Genomic DNA, 19,100 nt, shown 5'->3' with positions numbered 1-19,100 from the left:
TGCCTTCTATAAATTAATAGGTTTATATTGTTTTATTGGCATAGTTTCAATCCAAGGAGAAAGGAGATTTTCAATCGTGCAACTAAAGAAAGCGTTTTGGAAGTTGGCTTCGCTTCTTCCGTTATCATTACTTCTGTTCCTCGGTGGCTGTGATAAAAAACTCGCAGTATTAAATCCGCAAGGACCTGTTGCAAAAGCACAGTATGATTTAATTGTTTGGTCATTCTTGCTTATGTCATTAATTATCGCAATTGTATTCATTCTGTTTACAGTCATCTTGATTCGTTATCGTGAAAAACCAGAGAATATGGACTATGAGCCACCTGAACAACACGGTAACACATTACTAGAAATTATTTGGACGCTTGTTCCTGTTATTATCGTTATCGCATTATCGATTCCAACAGTAAAAGCAACTTATGCTTCGGAAGAGGTTCCGAAAGAGTCCAAACATATTAAACCAGTTGAAATTTATGTTACATCTGCAAACTGGAAATGGTTATTCAGTTACCCAGAGGAAAAAATTGAAACCGTTAACTATTTAAACATCCCAGCTGGTGTACCAATTCAATTCAAACTGACTTCTGTCGGCCCAATGAATGCTTTCTGGGTACCAGAACTTGGTGGTATGAAGTACACAATGGATGGCATGATTATGGATCTTTATTTACAAGCTGATAAGCCAGGTTCTTACCTAGGCCGTAGTGCGAACTTCTCTGGTGAAGGATTCACACACATGGAGTTCGAAGTTGAAGCGAAAACTAAAGAGAAATATGACAAGTGGGTTAAAGAAGTACAAGAAACTGCTCCTAAACTAACAGAAGCTAAGTACAACGAAATTGTTAAACCTGGTGTAGTTGGTCGTATGACATTCTCTAGTCACCACTTAAGTTATGTAGATCCAAAATCACTTGAATATTGTGATTACAACTACTACAAAAACAAAAAATAATAGCTATTATTCCAACAGATTGGAGTGAACACAGTGAAGCTTGATGAATTCTTTGTCACAGGTGACCCGATTATTTACGGTGCAGACGCTTCTATCGTTCTTGTGACATTAGCAATCATTTTCGTACTAACAAAGTATAAAAAATGGAAATGGCTTTGGGACGAATGGTTAACAACTGTTGACCATAAAAAAATCGGAGCCATGTATATTATTTCTGCGGTTATCATGTTATTCCGTGGTGGTATGGATGGTTTAATGATCCGTGCACAATTAACATTCCCAGAAACAACTTATTTAAACGCTGAACACTATAACGGAATCTTTACAACGCATGGTACAGTAATGATTCTTTTCATGGCAATGCCATTCGTTATGGGATTAATGAACCTTGTAGTACCATTACAAATTGGTGCTCGTGATGTTGCATATCCGTTCTTAAATGCTTTAAGTTTCTGGTTATTCTTTGTCGGAGCAATGTTATTCAACATCGCTTTCGTAATCGGTGGTTCTCCAGACGCTGGGTGGACTTCTTACTTCCCAATGGCAGGTACAGAGTTTACTTCAGGCGTAGGAAATAACTACTACGCAATTGCATTACAGATTTCAGGTCTCGGTACGCTAATGACCGGTATTAACTTCCTTGTTACTATCTTAAAAATGCGTACACCTGGTATGACTTTAATGAGAATGCCAATGTTTACTTGGTCAATCTTAATTACAACAATTATCATTATTTTCGCTTTCCCAGTATTAACAGTTGCTCTTGCATTAATGACATTTGACCGTCTATTCGATGCTCACTTCTTTACGATGGCGAGCGGCGGTATGCCGATGTTATGGGCCAACCTGTTCTGGGTATGGGGTCACCCTGAAGTATATATCGTTATTTTACCGGCATTCGGTATTTTCTCTGAAATCATTAGTACATTCTCACGTAAGCGTCTATTCGGTTACAGTGCGATGGTATACTCAATGGTTGCAATTTCTTTACTAAGTTTCGTCGTATGGCTTCACCACTTCTTCACGATGGGTGCAGGTCCAGCGGTTAACTCATTCTTCTCGATTTCGACAATGGCGATTTCGATTCCAACCGGTGTTAAGATCTTTAACTGGTTGTTTACACTGTATAAAGGACGTATCCGTTTTACAGTTCCAATGCTTTGGTCATTGGCATTTATTCCAAACTTCGTAGTCGGTGGGGTTACAGGGGTTATGCTTGGAATGGCAGCAGCTGATTATCAATACCATAACAGCTACTTCCTAATCGCTCACTTCCACTACGTATTAATCGCAGGTACAGTATTCGCTATGCTTGCTGGATTCACATTCTGGTATCCAAAAATGACTGGTCATATGTTAAATGAACGCCTAGGTAAATGGACATTCTGGATCTTTATGAGCGGATTCAACATCTGTTTCTTCCCAATGTACTTCTTAGGTTTAGACGGTATGACTCGTCGTATGTACACTTACTCTGAAAGTCTTGGATGGGGATGGCTAAACCAAATCGCATCTGTTGGTGCGGTAATGATGGGTATTGGCTTCCTACTTCTTTGCTACAACGTAATTTGGAGTGCACGTCACGGTGAACGTGACACAACTGGAGATCCATGGGATGGCCGTACACTTGAATGGGCAACTCAATCTCCTGTACAACATTACAACTTCGCGAAACTTCCTGAAATCAAAGAAGCTGATGCTTTCTGGTACATGAAAAAACGCGGAGAAACAGTTACACCAGCAGCAGAAGATATCAAACCAATTCACATGCCAAGTAACTCTGGTGTGCCTATTATTGCGTCTTTATTCTTCGGTCTTGCAGGTTTCGCATTAGTATTTAGCTGGTTCTGGCTTGCAGCAATCGGCGGCGTTGGTATTTTAGCTTGCTTAATCTATCGTTCATTCGATTATGATGATGGCTACTACGTAAGCGTTGATGAAATTAAAGAAACAGAACATATAGCATGAGAGGTGAAATGACATGGCGGCTTTAGATAAAAGCTTACCTTTGGAATATCAATCCGAACAAAGCAGATTGAATATCCTAGGATTCTGGATTTTTCTTGGGGCTGAAATTATGCTGTTCGCAACACTTTTCGCCTCTTATCTAGTCCTTGCTGGTCGTACGGCAGATGGCCCAACACCAGCGCAACTGTTTGAACTTAAAACGCTTTTAATTCAAACATTACTACTTTTAACAAGTAGTTTCACATGTGGTATCGTAATTCACGAAATGCGTAAGCACAACCAAAAAGCAATGCTTGGATGGTTCGTCCTTACATTACTTTTAGGTGCAGGTTTCCTATTCTTTGAAATCGAAGAGTTCATTATGTACATCGGTGAAGGCGCAACAATTCAAACAAGTGCTTTCCTATCTGCATTCTTCGTTCTTCTTGGAACGCATGGAGCCCACGTAACAGGCGGTATCATTTGGGCAATTTGTGTTATTATCCAAATTTTAAAACGAGGTTTAACACCAGTTACAGCTCGTAAAGTATTCATTATCAGCTTATACTGGCATTTCCTTGATCTTGTTTGGGTCTTTATTTACACACTAGTTTACTTGAACGGGATGGTGGCGTAGATGGCTCAAAACAACAATCAAGCAAACGGGCATGCGCATAGCGGATTCCCTTGGTCACACGTTTTCGGATTTATTTTATCGCTTGCATTAACGTTTCTAGCGTTATACGTGGCACTTTACACAACATTGCCACTTTCAACAGTCTTAACAACTATTATCATAATGGCTGTTGCGCAAGCATTGTTACAATTAATTATGTTCATGCATTTAAAAGAAGGAGAAGGAAGAGTTCAAATTCTTACAATGATATACAGTTTCTTCGTTGCAACTGCAACAGTTGGTTTAACTGTATGGATCTTCTTCTCAATGTAATGTACATGAAAAAGACTGCTGAGGAATCTCAGCAGTCTTTTTTTATTCTCCTCCCCCATTACATCCACATTACGGAATTAACAGCAGAATCATGAAAAATATACTTATTATGACAAATTTTAAGAAAAGTCTTTCTTTATGAAATCGAATCCATATGCGTTGCTTTTCTACCTATTATATGGCTAAATAGGTACTATATTTATTTGAAGGGAGAGAACGCAATGGAACATCATACTTCTGTTCTATCACTTATGGTTGTCGTTGCAATCGCGTTTTTCGTTCCCCTTTTGTTACAACGCTTTAAATTAAAAGCACTTCCTGTTGTCGTTGCAGAAATTATTGCAGGAATCTTTGTAGGTAAAAGTGGGTTTAATATTATTGAGCCAGATATGTGGCTTCAAGTTTTATCAACATTAGGATTTATCTTCCTCATGTTCTTAAGCGGTTTAGAAATTGATTTTTCTATCTTTAAACAAAAAGGGAAAAAAAATACGACAAACGAACCAAATACATTTCAAGCAGCAAGCATTATCTTCTTATTTATTTTCATCTTATCTTATGCCCTATCATTACTATTCGTATGGCTAGGATTTGTAGATAATGCAATGTTCATGACTTTAATTATTTCAACTATTTCTTTAGGTGTTGTTGTACCAACACTAAAAGAGAACAACCTAGGAAAAACTGCAATCGGACAAATCATTTTATTAGTTGCTGTTATTGCAGACTTAGTTACAATGATTTTACTCGCTGTTTTCGTCGGATTAAATTCCGAAAGCGGCCAAAGTATGTGGCTCTTACTTCTTCTATTCGGTGCCGGTATTGTCATTTACTTTATTGCAAAACGCTTTAAAAACATTCCATACTTAGATAGTTTAAAAGCTGGTAGTGTACAAATTGATACACGGGCTGTTTTTGCACTCATTTTAATCTTAGTTGGGTTATCGGAATCTGTTGGAGCAGAAAATATTTTAGGTGCCTTCTTAGCAGGTGTACTTGTATCGTTATTATCACCCAATGAAGATATGGTGGAAAAACTTGATTCCATCGGCTATGGTTTCTTCATCCCTATTTTCTTCGTAATGGTTGGTGTAAATCTAGAGGTATGGTCTATTTTTAAAGAGCCTTCTAGCATGCTAATGATCCCAATCTTAATTGTAGGACTCTTTATTTCAAAACTCTTACCATCACTCGTCTTACGAAAATGGTATCCACGTAATATCGTACTTGGAAGTGCAATCTTATTAACATCGACACTTTCTTTAGTTATCGCGGCTGCACAAATTGGTGAAAAACTAGGGATCATCAGTCCAAGTTTATCTGCCTCTCTTATTTTAAGCGCAGTTATTACTTGTATTTTTGCACCTATATTGTTTAAAAAAATGTTCCCAAAAGTAGAAACACCAAAACCAAAAGTAGCTATTATTGGCGCGAGCAGAATTACCCTTCCGTTATCACTAGATTTAAAACGAGAAGATTATGACGTAACGCTATATATGATGCGTCAAAACAAAATAAATGATGAGGAAGCGAAATCGCATGACTTCCCTATCGTGAAATTAGATGACATCACAATCGCATCATTAACTGAACAAACAGCATTTGATGCAGATCGCGTCGTTGTTGCAACAAGCGATGATGAACAAAACTTATTATTAGCAGAACATGCAAAAGAGCTAGGTGTTGAACATGTTATTGCAAGTGTAGAAGATCCACTTCTACAAGAAAAAGCAACGCAAGAACATATCGCTGTATTCTCAACAATTAACTCTACACGTATTTTATTACGTGCACTTATTGATAAACCTAGTCTCGTTCGCTTAATTACAACAGCAAACGAAACAGTACGCGAAGTTGAACTACGCAGCAATAAATATAACGGCATTGCGCTTCGCCGCCTTCCGTTTTTAGGTGATGTACTTGTCATTCAAATCTACCGCGGTAATAAAGCATTAATACCACATGGTGATACAAGACTACAACACGGCGATACATTACTTGTAACAGGTTCAAAAGAGCATATCGATACACTAAAAAACATATTAGAGTAAAAAAATGCCCCTCACATAATTGAGGGGCATTTTTTTAATTTCATATGGTAAAATGTTACTATCACATATTATGAGGATGGATTACATTATGTCTATTGTAACTTTAGCTCTCTTATTATTAGCGGAAGTACTCGTCGCCATTATTCTCATCGGTGTTAGCATTGAAATTTGCAGCTATGGTTGGAAAAAATCAAATGGAGTTAAATACTCATGCCTTTTTCTTTCACTCCTTCTCGGAACCGCTAGTATACTCGGCCTTCTCGCTGCACCTGCATACTTCTTTATACAACTTATAGAAAAAGGTTTATAAGAAAGGATGATAACATGATTACTGTGCAGTATATTGATGCATCCGAGACACACTTATTACGCCAAGCGGTGTTGCGTCCCAATCAGTCCCTAGCAGACTGTAAATACTCTTCTGATTACGAAAAAGACACATTCCACTTAGGTGCCTTTATAAACGATGAGTTGATTAGCATCGCTTCCTTCTCAAAAGAAATATATCCTGATTTGCAAAAAGGTATCCATTATAGACTACGAGGAATGGCAACATTACCTAACTTTCGGAACAAAAGAGCTGGAAGCTCCTTAATTCAGAAGGCAGAACAAATTTTAAAAGAACGGAAAGCAAACATCCTATGGTGTAATGGCCGAATTACTGTAACTGACTATTACAAGCGATTAGGCTTTCAGGAGCATGGTGAAATTTTTGAAATTGAACCAATTGGCCTTCATAAAGTTTTGTATAAAAAGATATAAGAAAAGCTTTCCTCAATACGGGAAAGCCTTTCTTATATTTCAATCTTCTCTTTTTGTTTTTTCATATATATGTATATAAACAAACTAGGAACTAAAAAACAAGCAAAAATAATAAGTGCTGTTATACTTATTTCTTTTATCGAGATATCTGGTGTTACAATGATACAAACAGCTAATATCCCCATAATAATACCTACTGGAATTAATAATAATTTCATGAAATATCTACGTGACACTCCGCCTGTGTGCTCATATACCTCTACAGAATGTTTTAAATTTAAGAAGTTAATAACTACGATACCGCCAATAAATATCATTAATAAATCCGAAACACTTTCATATCCTGCCTCTTGCAAGACATAGCGGTAAAAGATGATAGCTAGTATGACGATATTTTGTAAGATGAAAGCCAATCTAATATGTTTTAACCCTTCAATCATTAAACGTTCATCTTTCACGATTTTCACCCTATCACTCCTTTTCCTCCCAAAACAAATCATTCAATGTTTTATCTACCGCATAACAAATTTTCAAACATAAATCTAAAGATGGGTTGTATTTCCCCTTCTCAATTAAACTAATCGTTTGCCTTGTAACGCCTACTTTTTCTGCTAATTGTTGCTGTGTTAAATCTAACTGAACACGCGCGACTTTTATTTTACTTACAGCCATTCATGTTCCTCCTCCACCTTTATTGTAACATATACATTACATTAGGTAATTTATATTTTACGAAATTAATTTAATTTCCACATTATCCCGATTGATGCGGGCTAATACACAGTGGGGATAAATCCCCACTACTGCCTATAGTTTCACTTTATTATACACAAAAAAGGAGCCTCTCATAAGAAGCTCACTCTCCTATATCTATATTATAAGAATAAATGACATCCAAATAAAATTGTAAATAAGTATAGTAATGGATGTACTTCCTTTCCTTTACCCTTCACAATTTTCAAAACTGGATATACTAAAAATCCAATTGCAATTCCATTTGCAATACTAGACGTTAACGGAATACCTATAAAAATCAAAAATGCTGGTAACGCATCTTCAAATTCATTCCAATTAATATCTCGAATGCTTTGTGCCATTAAACTACCTACTATAATTAATGAAGGAGCTGTAATAGCGGCTACACTTGATAAAGAAGCAATAACAGGACTGAAAAATGCCGTTATAATTGTTAGACCAACAACTACAATCCCTGTTAATCCAGTTTTCCCACCTGCAGCAATACCTGCTGACGATTCAATCGTCGCTGCTGTTGGGCTTGTTCCAAAGATAGAACCTGTAGTCCCGCCAATTGCATCTGCAATAAACGCTTTACCAAAACGCTTCTCTGTATTGTCTGTAATTAAACCTGCTTGTTTAATTAAACCAAGTAATGCACCTGTTGTATCGAATAAAAGTACAAGTAAAAATGAAAATACAACACCATATAATCCGTATTCAATTACATCTGAAAATGCATTGATTGGGTTTGAAACGATAATACCCTCTGGCAAATGAGGCATCGCCACAATTTTATCAGCAAACTTCAATTGCCCTGTAAAGAAGGCGATAACTCCTGTCACAATCATACTAATAAATAATGCACCACTCACACGTAATGCCATTAATACCGCCGCTAATATTAAACCAATTAAAGTTAAAATAACAGCTGGAGAATGAAAATCACCAATCGTAACTAAATTAGAAGGATGATCCACGATAATTCCAGAAAGGCGCAATCCAATAAAAGCAATAAATAGTCCAATTCCACCTGCAATTGCATGCTTTAAACTATCAGGAATTGCTAAAATTAACTTTTGCCTAAACGAAGTAAAAGATAATAAAAGAAAAATAATCCCCGTTACAAATACAGCTGAAAAGGCAACTACATATGTAATCCCTTCTGCCTTCTGTACAACAGAATAAGCAAAATATGCATTCATTCCCATAGCTGGAGCAATAACAATCGGGTAATTCGCGAAAATCGCCATACCTACTGTTCCAACAACGGTTGCAATAATTGTTGCTGTAAACGCTTGGTCAAATGGTACACCTGCATCAGATAATATTTTTGGATTGATGACAAGAATATACGCAAATGTAAAAAAAGTTGTGATGCCAGCTAAAAACTCTTGCTTCACAGAAGTGTTATATTTTTGTAATTGAAACATGCTTATGTACCCTTCCTACACCTGAATTATTATCACACATTCTTTTCTTACTAGTATGTGAGAAAATATAATACTTAATCTTAACAATCAATAAAAAGAAGAGTCAATATATTCCCTAATAGTTCGAATTTTAAGTTTAAGTCTGACAAGTACAGATGTAGTACAGTTCATTATGATTATTTTTGTAGCATAACAGATAGAAATGTTTTATAATTTGAAATAGTTAAATACTTAGTAAACGCATTCAAATATTGTTCACTCTACAAGGGGGATTCTTCTTATGCAGCACACAAACAAATCTGGAACTTTAAATCGTGGTTTAAAAGAACGACATATTACTTTAATGTCACTTGGCTCAGCTATTGGCGTTGGGCTATTTTTAGGATCTGCTTCCGCTATTAAACTAGCCGGTCCTTCTATTTTACTAGGCTATATGATTGCCGGACTCGTTATTTTTTTCATCATGCGAGCTCTCGGGGAAATGGCAATTGAACAACCTGTTGCCGGTTCTTTTAGTAAATATGCATATGATTATATCGGCCCACTCGCTGGTTATATTACTGGCTGGAATTACTGGTTCTTATGGGTTGTTACTTGTATGGCTGAAATTACAGCAGCTGGCATTTACATGCAGTACTGGTTTCCAGATATCCCGCGCTGGACTTGGGCGTTACTTGCTCTATTGTTAATGAGCGCTTTTAACTTCTTATCGGTAAAAGTATTTGGAGAACTTGAGTTTTGGTTTGCTCTCATTAAAATTGTCACAATTATCTGTATGATAGTTGTCGGCGCTGGTATTATTTTATTCGGATTCGGAAACGGTGGTATCGCTACTGGTATTTCAAATCTTTGGTCACATGGTGGCTGGTTCCCAAATGGTTTTTCTGGATTACTACTCTCCATGCAGATGGTACTATTCGCTTATTTAGGCGTTGAATTAATCGGTGTTACAGCTGGTGAAGCTCAAAATCCGAAGAAAACACTCGCAAAAGCAATTGATAACGTGTTTTGGAGAATATTACTGTTCTACGTAGGAGCTCTATTCGTTATGATGGCAATTTATCCATGGAACGAACTTGGTGAGAAAGGAAGCCCATTCGTATTAACATTCCAGCAAATTGGTATCGCAAAAGCAGCAGGTATTATTAACTTTGTCGTATTAACAGCAGCTCTTTCTTCTTGTAACGGTGGTTTATTTAGTACAGGCCGTATGCTATTTACATTAGCTCAGCAGAAAAAAGCTCCTGAAAGATTTGGTCGTTTAAATAAAAATGGCATTCCAAGCCAAGGAATTGTAGCAACTGCTATCGTTTTACTCATTGGTGTTATATTAAACTATCTCGTACCTGCAAAGGTATTTACATGGCTTACTAGCATTTCAACTTTCGGCGCAATTTGGACTTGGGGCATTATATTAGTTGCTCAAATTAAATTCCGTAAAAGCTTACCTACTCAAAATAAACAAAAGTTATCGTATAAAATGCCTTTATACCCATTAAGCTCATATTTCTCACTCGTTTTCCTTGTATTAGTACTAGGTATAATGGCGTATTCAGAAGATACACGAATTGCATTGATTGTCGGCCCAATTTGGCTTATCGGCTTAGCAATCGTATATTACATGAAAGGGTTTCATAAGATTGATGAAACACCTAACTCAAAAATTAGTTAAGCAAAGCATCCCTTCCTTATTACTTGGAAGGGGTGCTTTTATATCTATATAAATATTTCTCAACAAAATTCACGGTATTTTTACAATCTTTTAATATTTTTTATGTTTTCCGTCTTTATTTTTACAGAAAAATAAATTACATTATTAAAGCACATATATTTATTATTAGGGGGATTCTTCTATGAAGAATAAAAAATGGATTACATTTTCTTTAGCAACAGCAATTACACTAAGTATAGGGACCTCGTTCATACCGTCTACTTATGCCGAAAGCTCTGTAGACCCAGCTCCTGAAATTGCTGCAAAAGTTGTAAATCAAAACAATGGGAAGAAAGTATTATTCGATAATACACACGGTCAAACTGCTGGGACAGCTGACTGGGTTATTGACGGCGGCTTTTCTGACTTCGGAAATGGCATTGCAAAAAACGGTTATCACGTAAAAGAACTTCGTAAATCAACACCTATTACGTACGAAGACTTAAAAGGTTACAATGTATTTATCGTTCCAGAAGCTAATATTCCTTACAAAAAATCTAAGCAGGACGCTATGTTACAATATGTAAAAAATGGCGGTAGTATCTTCTTTATTGCCGATCATTACAATGCGGATCGTAATAAAAATCGCTGGGACTCTTCTGAAGTATTTAATGGATATAGACGCGGTGCTTGGGATAATCCAGCAAAAGGAATGTCTAATGAAGAAGCAAATTCACAAGCTATGCAAGGAGTAGAAAGCTCTGATTGGCTATCTGACAACTTCGGTATTCGCTTCCGCTACAATGCACTTGGTGATGTTTCAGCGAAAACAATTGTATCGCCTGAACAATCTTTCGGAATTACAAAAGGTGTTTCTTCTGTAGCAATGCATGCTGGTTCTACTCTAGCAATTACAAACCCAAAACTAGCAAAAGGACTTGTTTACCTTCCAGAAAATCCATCAAAATGGAATAACGCTGTTGATAGTGGCGTTTATAATGGCGGTGGTATTGCAGAAGGCCCATATGCTGCAATTGCAAAAGTAGGACTTGGAAAAGCTGCCTTTATTGGTGACTCTTCTCCTGTTGAAGATGCTACGCCAAAGTACGTTCGTGAAGATTCTGGCCAAACAAAGAAAACTTACGATGGTTATAAAGAAGAAAACGATGCGATTTTATTAGAAAACATCGTAAATTGGTTATCGAATAAAGAGACATTTACAAGTTTAGATCAAGTAAATGGTTTACAACTTGATTCACCTACAGCTCTACAAACATTTGAACAGCCAAGCTTATCAACAGAACCACAACCTGAACCTTGGAGTGCACCAAATGCGGGTTATCAATGGTTTAATACAAATACTTTTAAACCAGGTTCATACGGTTATAACGGTGCGGTAACAACAAGCGACTACGTCGTTACACACCCTAGCATTCTACCAAACAATGAAATTTTCCAAATGAAGATTCAAGTAAACAACTTACTACCTAATACAACTTATAACAACTATTCTTTAGGTATATTCACTACTGGTGGAACACAAGTAGCAAAAATTCAAAATACAAACGGCACTTGGCCATCTGCTTTTGGATATAGTAGTGCCTTCTCTTTCACAACAAACAGCTTAGGCTCTGCTGAGAAAGTTGTAAATGTACAGATTGATTCAAATACAACTGGACAAGCAACTCTTCGTCTACGCCAAAATACAACAACGAAATATAATGAAACTGTAACGATTAATAAGAAATAATGAAAAAGGCAATCCATACATGGATTGCCTTCTTCTCACTTCTCTTCCTTCGAGAAAAACATTCTTGAAATAACAATACCTATACTACCGACGATTAGGAATAACACTGCCCTAATCATCATCGATACCTCTGGTAAGTCAAGTAGGAATAACTTCCCTACCGTTACTACTAATACGATTAATCCAGCATATAATATTTCATTCATCTGTCTATAACGGCCAAACCAAACTGCAAATAACGCATATATCATCCATAATAACGATACAGATACGCTAATTATACTTCCATCTGTAGAAAGAAATTCACCAATTCTAGTGATTGTAATAAATACAATGACCATTAACCAGTAGAGCGCTATAGAGTACACATACTTACCCATACTCGCTAACACTTCTTTCGCTTGTCTCATGCAATAATAGAACGTTCCTATTAAAATAAGATGAGCAACAAAACCTGCCGAAATAAATTCATCAAACGGGCTAAAAATCGTCTGTATCATTCCAATTGCGTAAACCGTCGCACTAACATACAATTTTATCTGTTGTTTTGCTTTAATAGAAGTGACCATGCCGAGGAAACCTTGTAATAATAGTACAATCGCTGCATTCACTAAACTATACTCGTATAAAATCGCTAAACTAAATGCTCCCATTGCGAAACCAAATAAGAGATTTGTAAATGTAGAATGTCTATTCTTCCTATACTCAAGCACAAACATAGCAGCGTGCACAATTGCACTAATAATCAATCCCCATGTTGTAAAATCAGGTATTTTGGCAATAGCTAGTATAAAGAAAACTGCATTCGCACTAAATATCGCCAAACGTGGTTCTGGTATAAAACTTCTCTCCGTAAACATATGCCAAAATAATAGTAAATGAATCAAACCATATACAATCGTTAACTGTATTTGCAAGTTCTCTACTAATATTGACATAACAGCAAAGAAGACAAAAAGAACAATGGCCGCGACAGCGTAAGAAATCATATATAAGTATTTATAACGATTTTTCAATCCATACCATAATAAACTAAGTGTTAATATCGTCTCGTATCCAAAGAAAATATAAGGATTAGGAGTCGTACTATTTAACAAGAATGGCACGAAGAACGCTCCTACCGCTACGAAGATAGTAAGGTATTCCGAGTTATATCTTTTCGCTAAATAAATCCCTAAAATAACCCATGCAATATTAAAGAGAAACGCGATACTTGCCGGAATAAATGCATACAAATAATGTGCCGCAAACGTCGTTAAAACAATCCCCGAAATACTTCCTCCAACCAATACTAATCCTAACGCCTGCCGTTCTCTTTTAATTTGAATATCTCCTATATAATACAAACCGATAGATAATGCGATACCAAACACAATTCGTATTGCTGGTGTTAATAAACCAGCATCTACTCCTGCTTTAAATAACCAGATCACTCCAAGCAACATAATACCGACAAATACACGCGGTAACCACGTTTGACAAAACTTAATAATATTAAATGGCTCTGGTTTAAAAACAGATATATCTACTTGTTTTACCTCATATTCTTGCACAGGCTCTTTTATCGTAACTATTTCTTCTTTTGGCTTTTCCTCCATTACCGTTTCAATATATTCTTTCTTTTCCTTACTAACATGTTGCTGAGCGTTTTCTACTTCTATTTCCCTTTGCTTCACTTTTAATTCAGCAAGTGCTTCTTGAATTGTTTCAATTGCCGTTTCGAGTGCTTCTATTTTCTTATCCAAATCCTTCTTCATACGCTACCCCCTTATTCGTAACTCTCATTAAACCTATATATTACCAATTATCTTTATCATACTCTTAGTCTATTCATTTTCAATAGTATTTTTCCAAAAAAAAGAAAGGTGTCTTCCCAAAATAGGAAAACACCTTTTTACTCATTTATTCTTATTTAAAGCAATACTAACGATGAAACCAAGACACATGCCTACAATAGCTGGAACAATCCACCCAACACCTTCTGTATAAAACGGAATGTATTTTAATACTGACGTCCACTGATTCATCATTACATTTTTATTTAAAATATCAATTGCACTAAATATCGCTACAACCCAAACAGTTACTGCATATACGTATGCATACCTCCCAATATACTTATGGAATAACCCTAGAATAATAAGCGTTAATGCAATTGGATAAATAAATCCAAGAATTGGTACTGATACTTTTAAAATTTGCGTTAATCCTAAATTAGCTAAGATCATACTAACAACGCTTACTATAAATGCCCACACTTTATAAGATACTTTCGGAAATGCACTCGCAAAAAATTGACTACAAGACGTAACAAGTCCAATTGAAACACATAAACAAGCGATAGTAAAAATAAGACCTAATAAAACGACTCCGCCCTGTCCAAATAATGTAATCATAACTTGTACTAACACTTTCGCACCGTTATCAAATGTTCCTAATGAGCCACTAATTGCCCCCACATATCCAAGGATGACATAAATAATAGATAATAATAGTCCTGCCCCAATTCCAGCAATACTCATATATTTCGCTAAACCTTTATCATCTTCAATACCCTTTGCACGTAATGCATTTGCAATAACAATTCCAAAGATTAAAGCAGCTAACGCATCCATTGTTAAATATCCATCTAAAAACCCTTGAAACATAGGAGCTTGGCCATAGTTCCCTATTGGTTCTTTCATATCTCCTACTGTTGTAAACATACTCTTTATAAAAATAAGTGCAATCATGCATAATAATAACGGCGTCAAGACTTTTCCAAACAACCCCATTAGTTTAGATGGTGATAAACTTAACCAGTAAACAATACTAAAGAAAATAACTGTGTAAAACAATAATACTCCGCTTCCTGCTTCAGGGAATAACTGACCTGGCCCCATTTCAAAGGCTAAACTTCCCGCACGTGGTATACCAAGCCCAGGTCCAATAAATACATACACGATACATGGAAAAATAATTGCAAATGAAGAATGAACTCTACCCGCTAACGTTTGAAAACTTCCTGCTTTTGCAATAGAGATAACACCTAATATAGGAAGACCTGTTGCTGATATAATAAATCCTACTAATGAAATCCACACATGTTCTCCTGCTTCATATCCAAGAAAAGGTGGGAATATAAGATTCCCTGCTCCAAAGAACATCGAAAATAACATAAGACTAATAAGTAAAATTTCTTTTTTCTGTAACAATTTCATTTCTTTCTCCTTCTTTAATTTCATCTCTTATGAAATCAATTCCATATATAAAAAAAGTACAATAACCCGCTTCCTTACAAAGAAAACATAGTCCATAGTCTATCACAAAAGAAACACCCCTTCTATAGCTATTCCCTTTTTCCAATTTCTTCTGAAAAATCAACCTTTATTGACTTATAATAGTTAATAAGGTAAAATATTAAATGTACAAAATTATTAACTTTGTTTTTGTTTGTGTCAGGAGGAAAATAACATGGAATCAGCGATACAACTAGAAAGAGAACAACAAAGAAAAAAGAAACATCCTCCAGGTTTATACTTACTCTTCTTTACAGAAATGTGGGAAAGATTTAGTTACTATGGATTACGAGGATTATTAACATTATATTTAACGACAGCTTTAGTAAGCGGTGGTCTTGGGTTTAGTCCCGCATGGGCACTCTCTATTTACGGATTTTATACTGGAGCCTGTTATTTCACACCAATGATTGGTGGTTACTTAACAGACCGTTTTCTAGGTAGACGAAAAGCAATCACAATTGGTGGTATAACAATGGCAATCGGTAACCTTACACTATTTGCCTTGCAAAACCAATTAGGCCTATACCTCGGATTAGCGCTTATTATTATCGGTAACGGATTCTTCAAACCGAACATCTCTACACTGGTTGGGGAATTATACGAAGAGAACGATCCAAAACGTGATAGTGCATTTACCATTTTCTATATGGGTATTAACGTCGGGTCATTTTTAGCTCCACTCGTTTGCGGATTTTTATCAGAAAATTTATTCAAAACAACAGTTGATGGCGTTGTACATTACGGATTCCGTTACGGTTTCTTAGCCGCTTCAATCGGAATGATTATTGGACAAATTTTATTTACAACACTATCAAATCGCTTCCTTGGTAATATCGGTAAAAAACCAACTCGCGATTTACAAACAGCTGCTGGACAACCATCAGTAGGAGATACACCATTAACAAAAAAAGAAAAACAACGTACCGCAGTTATCGTCATTTTAACATGCTTCGTTGTCTTCTTCTGGGCTGGCTTTGAACAAGCTGGTAGCTCATTAACATTATATACAAACAAATTTGTAGACCGCTCTGTGTTCGGATGGGAAGTTCCAACATCTTGGTTCCAATCGGTCAATCCATTATTTATTATTTTGCTTGCTCCAGTCATTTCTGCATTATGGGCAAAACTTGCAACTCGCAAGCGCGGTGATTTAAAAATCCCAACTAAAATGGGACTTGGGATGATCTTGCTCGGTATCGGTTATATCATTCTCGTTATCGCTACATTAAAAACAGGTAGTGATGAACATAACATTACAGAAAAAGCAAACTTACTATTTATCGTCTTTACGTATCTTTTCCATACGTTAGGTGAGCTATTCTTATCACCTGTCGGACTATCAATGGTTAGTGCGCTTGCTCCGGTAAAATTAGCATCTTTACTAATGGGTGTATGGCTAGCAAGTTCAGGTATCGCCAACATTTTAGGCGGACAACTTGCAAGCTTCACAACTTCACTTGGATACGCTGAAGTATTCACAGTTATTGGCGCTGTGGCAATTGTATTAGGTTGTGTTTTATTATTAATTTCTAAGAAATTAGTGAAATGGATGGATTAAAAAAGATGAGGAATTTCTCCTCATCTTTTTTTATGCTGTTTTACCTTTTTCGATTGCTTGTTCGTACAGCTCTTTATGTTCTTTATATTCACTTGGTACGAAACTCTTATAGAAGAACGAGAACCAGCTGTCTCCCTTTTTATACCCTTCTTCTCGAATTTCCGCTGCTTTTTTATTCGATTTAAATCCTTCAGTAAACCATTTCTTTAACAGTTCATTTCTTTCATACTTAGCAGGAACTTTTAAATCATAGTTTTCAAATGCATACTTATAGCCAGCTTTTTCTACTGCCTTTTTTGTAGACTTATAGCCTTTTTCATACGCTGTTTCATATGCCTTCACGTATACTTCTTTCTCTCTATTTCCAGGATTCTTTTCAGCTAGTTCTTTCCCTGTCTTTTCCCCTAATTCAGCTTGCTCTTTTTCAATTTTTTCTACTCTTTCTTTATTCCCTACTTTGAACCCGTCTGCAAAGTTTACCTTAAACTCTGGAGCAACTTGACTATCGTCCATCGTCTCTTGCGCTAAACCTTGTTCTTTTCCTTTTTCAAAATGCGTTTTCTTCTGCTCTTCTAAAGACCATGCGGCTGCATAAGTCGCTTTAAACGCTTGTTTATATGCATCAGATTTTCCAGCTACATGCACTTCTGCATCATTTTTTCCTGCTTTAAAATCTGTTTCTCCATTCTTTTGACCTTCAAGTTGACCTTTTTCCATATCAGCTTGGCGCTGCGCTTCCTCTTGTTTACGTGCCTCTTCAGCTTTTCTTTGTTCCTCGGCTACACGTTGTCTCTCTTCTTCAGCTTTACGCTGTGCTTCTGCATTACGTTGTTTTTCAGCCTCAGCGTTACGCTGTGCTTCTGCAGCACGTTGTTTTTCAACCTCAGTATTGCGCTGTGCTTCTGCTTGTCTCTCAGCTTCTACAGCACTATTATTATTCTGGCTAGGAGCTGGGCTCGTTGCACCACTACTAGAAGCTGGTTTATTGTGATAATGATATTCCCCGTACTGTAATCCCCATTTCTCACAATTTGTACGACACGTATGTCCGCCATTAGCATCTGTACGCCCTGGATGCGCATAAGCTGAAATTGGAGCTACCAATAACGCTATACTCGTTGTTAAAAGAAGTTTCTTCACCTGTTGTCTCACTCTTGTTCCTCCCAAAATATAGAATTCTAACTTTATTATACATAAATAGAATAATACTTAAATACCAACCAAAATATTCTATTATTTCTCAACATTAGTAAAAAAGAAGGTGAACTCTTTAAAGAGTTCACCTTCTTTTTTTACTTCTTCGCCTTCGTTCCTACTAAATCACCAGCAACAACATAACGCTTAGAATTATCCTTTACAGATACACATGTAATAAGCGTTATCTCATCTTTCCCATGATCCTCTACAACTTCCCACTTATCAGGAGTTACTTCAGATACACCAGTAACCGCATACTCATATTCATTTTCATTGTCATACAAATAAATTTTATCGCCTTTTTTTAAAGAAGCTATATCACTAAATAAAACACCTTTTTTAGACATGTTATGTCCTGCTAGTGCGTAATTTCCTTTTCCCATAACTTGATTCTCTTTTACTGTCGCTGCACCTGATAATAAGTTTTTTTCAGTAGAAGCTTTCAAAACAGGCAGTTCTACTGAAACACTTGGAATCGAAATACGACCGATTACTTGTTTCTTATCTAATGATGCATTCGCTACTTCCGCCAAGTCTGGTTGATTAATTTTGGAAGCATCTACAAATTCCGTCTCATGCTTTTCATAATCCATCTTTTGAACAGCCTGCACATTTTCAGTCTGTTTCTTTTCAGCCTGATATCCATCATAAAATGGCTTTCCAATTAACACGCCACCTACAACAAATAGAAGGATTGCTACTATACTATAAATTCTTTGCTTATTCATATACAATTCCTTTCCCTTACAAAATCTTACTCTATATAAAATGATAAAATAATATCGCCATATGTACAAGTATTAGCTTAAAAAGAAACCTTCTTGCCGGTGCAAG

17 protein-coding genes are annotated in these 19,100 nt (G+C 36.3%); 10 read left to right on the top strand and 7 right to left on the bottom strand.

Translation table 11 applies throughout. The features are described from left to right. The first annotated feature begins 76 nt into the window (after positions 1 to 76). The 7 genes from MHH27_RS03960 to MHH27_RS03930 all read left to right on the top strand — a co-directional run bounded on the left by MHH27_RS03960 (position 77) and on the right by MHH27_RS03930 (position 6,661). Complete coding sequence (locus MHH27_RS03960; protein WP_001176165.1) at positions 77 to 952, top strand: cytochrome aa3 quinol oxidase subunit II; 876 nt, start codon at positions 77 to 79, stop codon at positions 950 to 952. Positions 953 to 985: 33 nt separating this feature from the next. Then, positions 986 to 2,920, top strand: coding sequence for a cytochrome aa3 quinol oxidase subunit I (qoxB, locus tag MHH27_RS03955; protein ID WP_000762374.1), 1,935 nt, complete (start codon positions 986 to 988; stop codon positions 2,918 to 2,920). 13 nt (positions 2,921 to 2,933) lie between these two features. Further along, positions 2,934 to 3,536 (top strand): cytochrome aa3 quinol oxidase subunit III, encoded by a 603-nt coding sequence (gene qoxC / locus MHH27_RS03950; protein WP_000729316.1) that lies wholly within the window; start codon positions 2,934 to 2,936, stop codon positions 3,534 to 3,536. Beyond that, a complete protein-coding gene (qoxD, locus tag MHH27_RS03945) occupies positions 3,537 to 3,848 on the top strand; it encodes a cytochrome aa3 quinol oxidase subunit IV (RefSeq protein WP_000068425.1) in 312 nt (103 codons plus the stop codon). 221 nt (positions 3,849 to 4,069) lie between these two features. Beyond that, positions 4,070 to 5,899: a monovalent cation:proton antiporter family protein gene (locus tag MHH27_RS03940; protein ID WP_000399979.1), complete on the top strand. Its 1,830-nt coding sequence runs from the start codon at positions 4,070 to 4,072 to the stop codon at positions 5,897 to 5,899. Between the two features lie 52 nt (positions 5,900 to 5,951). After that, positions 5,952 to 6,209 (top strand): DUF4022 family protein, encoded by a 258-nt coding sequence (locus MHH27_RS03935; RefSeq protein WP_003260542.1) that lies wholly within the window; start codon positions 5,952 to 5,954, stop codon positions 6,207 to 6,209. 14 nt (positions 6,210 to 6,223) lie between these two features. Beyond that, complete coding sequence (locus MHH27_RS03930) at positions 6,224 to 6,661, top strand: GNAT family N-acetyltransferase (protein WP_071714270.1); 438 nt, start codon at positions 6,224 to 6,226, stop codon at positions 6,659 to 6,661. A gap of 32 nt (positions 6,662 to 6,693) precedes the next feature. Here MHH27_RS03930 and MHH27_RS03925 read toward each other — a convergent pair whose 3' ends face one another. From MHH27_RS03925 to MHH27_RS03915, 3 genes are all read right to left on the bottom strand, one after another. Next, a complete protein-coding gene (locus tag MHH27_RS03925) occupies positions 6,694 to 7,128 on the bottom strand; it encodes a hypothetical protein (RefSeq protein ID WP_098235130.1) in 435 nt (144 codons plus the stop codon). Between the two features lie 4 nt (positions 7,129 to 7,132). Next, on the bottom strand, positions 7,133 to 7,333 hold the full coding sequence (locus tag MHH27_RS03920; RefSeq protein ID WP_000301182.1) for a helix-turn-helix transcriptional regulator: 201 nt from the start codon (positions 7,331 to 7,333) through the stop codon (positions 7,133 to 7,135). A 203-nt stretch (positions 7,334 to 7,536) separates the two neighbouring features. Next, positions 7,537 to 8,829 (bottom strand): NCS2 family permease, encoded by a 1,293-nt coding sequence (locus MHH27_RS03915; protein ID WP_000487188.1) that lies wholly within the window; start codon positions 8,827 to 8,829, stop codon positions 7,537 to 7,539. Positions 8,830 to 9,109: 280 nt separating this feature from the next. Here MHH27_RS03915 and MHH27_RS03910 point away from each other — a divergent pair, with 280 nt between their 5' ends. Together MHH27_RS03910 and MHH27_RS03905 are read left to right on the top strand one after the other, a co-directional pair. Next, positions 9,110 to 10,501, top strand: coding sequence for an amino acid permease (locus MHH27_RS03910; protein WP_001164892.1), 1,392 nt, complete (start codon positions 9,110 to 9,112; stop codon positions 10,499 to 10,501). 181 nt (positions 10,502 to 10,682) lie between these two features. After that, complete coding sequence (locus MHH27_RS03905; protein ID WP_340941689.1) at positions 10,683 to 12,230, top strand: DNA-binding protein; 1,548 nt, start codon at positions 10,683 to 10,685, stop codon at positions 12,228 to 12,230. A 35-nt stretch (positions 12,231 to 12,265) separates the two neighbouring features. Here MHH27_RS03905 and MHH27_RS03900 read toward each other — a convergent pair whose 3' ends face one another. Both MHH27_RS03900 and brnQ1 read right to left on the bottom strand, forming a co-directional pair. Beyond that, on the bottom strand, positions 12,266 to 13,987 hold the full coding sequence (locus MHH27_RS03900) for a DUF2339 domain-containing protein (protein WP_098251440.1): 1,722 nt from the start codon (positions 13,985 to 13,987) through the stop codon (positions 12,266 to 12,268). Positions 13,988 to 14,128: 141 nt separating this feature from the next. Beyond that, positions 14,129 to 15,430 (bottom strand): branched-chain amino acid transport system II carrier protein BrnQ1, encoded by a 1,302-nt coding sequence (gene brnQ1, locus MHH27_RS03895; RefSeq protein ID WP_098251441.1) that lies wholly within the window; start codon positions 15,428 to 15,430, stop codon positions 14,129 to 14,131. Between the two features lie 253 nt (positions 15,431 to 15,683). On the opposite strand from brnQ1, the gene MHH27_RS03890 reads away from it, so the two are divergent. Further along, positions 15,684 to 17,069 carry a peptide MFS transporter gene (locus tag MHH27_RS03890; protein WP_000443144.1) on the top strand — a complete coding sequence of 462 codons (1,386 nt, stop codon included), beginning with the start codon at positions 15,684 to 15,686 and terminating at the stop codon, positions 17,067 to 17,069. Positions 17,070 to 17,099: 30 nt separating this feature from the next. Here MHH27_RS03890 and MHH27_RS03885 read toward each other — a convergent pair whose 3' ends face one another. Together MHH27_RS03885 and MHH27_RS03880 are read right to left on the bottom strand one after the other, a co-directional pair. Then, positions 17,100 to 18,221, bottom strand: a complete 1,122-nt coding sequence (locus MHH27_RS03885; protein ID WP_065229762.1) for a YHYH domain-containing protein — start codon at positions 18,219 to 18,221, stop codon at positions 17,100 to 17,102. A 140-nt stretch (positions 18,222 to 18,361) separates the two neighbouring features. Beyond that, a complete protein-coding gene (locus MHH27_RS03880; RefSeq protein ID WP_001041724.1) occupies positions 18,362 to 18,994 on the bottom strand; it encodes a class A sortase in 633 nt (210 codons plus the stop codon). Positions 18,995 to 19,100: the final 106 nt, after the last annotated feature.

The sequence above is a fragment of the Bacillus sp. FSL L8-0152 genome (assembly GCF_038006365.1).
GTDB classification, from domain to species: domain Bacteria; phylum Bacillota; class Bacilli; order Bacillales; family Bacillaceae_G; genus Bacillus_A; species Bacillus_A cereus.
Note: the sequence above shows the minus strand (reverse complement) of the source record. Positions and strands in the feature narration are given on the sequence as shown.

What these genes read in the sequence shown, in the direction of transcription:
- qoxC (WP_000729316.1), top strand. Translation starts at nt 2,934, where the DNA reads ATGGCGGCTTTAGATAAAAGCTTACCTTTGGAATATCAATCCGAACAA.
- qoxD (WP_000068425.1), top strand. Translation starts at nt 3,537, where the DNA reads ATGGCTCAAAACAACAATCAAGCAAACGGGCATGCGCATAGCGGATTC.
- MHH27_RS03940 (WP_000399979.1), top strand. Translation starts at nt 4,070, where the DNA reads ATGGAACATCATACTTCTGTTCTATCACTTATGGTTGTCGTTGCAATC.
- MHH27_RS03935 (WP_003260542.1), top strand. Translation starts at nt 5,952, where the DNA reads ATGTTACTATCACATATTATGAGGATGGATTACATTATGTCTATTGTA.
- MHH27_RS03930 (WP_071714270.1), top strand. Translation starts at nt 6,224, where the DNA reads ATGATTACTGTGCAGTATATTGATGCATCCGAGACACACTTATTACGC.
- MHH27_RS03920 (WP_000301182.1), bottom strand. Translation starts at nt 7,333, where the DNA reads ATGGCTGTAAGTAAAATAAAAGTCGCGCGTGTTCAGTTAGATTTAACA.
- MHH27_RS03915 (WP_000487188.1), bottom strand. Translation starts at nt 8,829, where the DNA reads ATGTTTCAATTACAAAAATATAACACTTCTGTGAAGCAAGAGTTTTTA.
- MHH27_RS03910 (WP_001164892.1), top strand. Translation starts at nt 9,110, where the DNA reads ATGCAGCACACAAACAAATCTGGAACTTTAAATCGTGGTTTAAAAGAA.
- MHH27_RS03905 (WP_340941689.1), top strand. Translation starts at nt 10,683, where the DNA reads ATGAAGAATAAAAAATGGATTACATTTTCTTTAGCAACAGCAATTACA.
- MHH27_RS03900 (WP_098251440.1), bottom strand. Translation starts at nt 13,987, where the DNA reads ATGAAGAAGGATTTGGATAAGAAAATAGAAGCACTCGAAACGGCAATT.
- brnQ1 (WP_098251441.1), bottom strand. Translation starts at nt 15,430, where the DNA reads ATGAAATTGTTACAGAAAAAAGAAATTTTACTTATTAGTCTTATGTTA.
- MHH27_RS03890 (WP_000443144.1), top strand. Translation starts at nt 15,684, where the DNA reads ATGGAATCAGCGATACAACTAGAAAGAGAACAACAAAGAAAAAAGAAA.
- MHH27_RS03880 (WP_001041724.1), bottom strand. Translation starts at nt 18,994, where the DNA reads ATGAATAAGCAAAGAATTTATAGTATAGTAGCAATCCTTCTATTTGTT.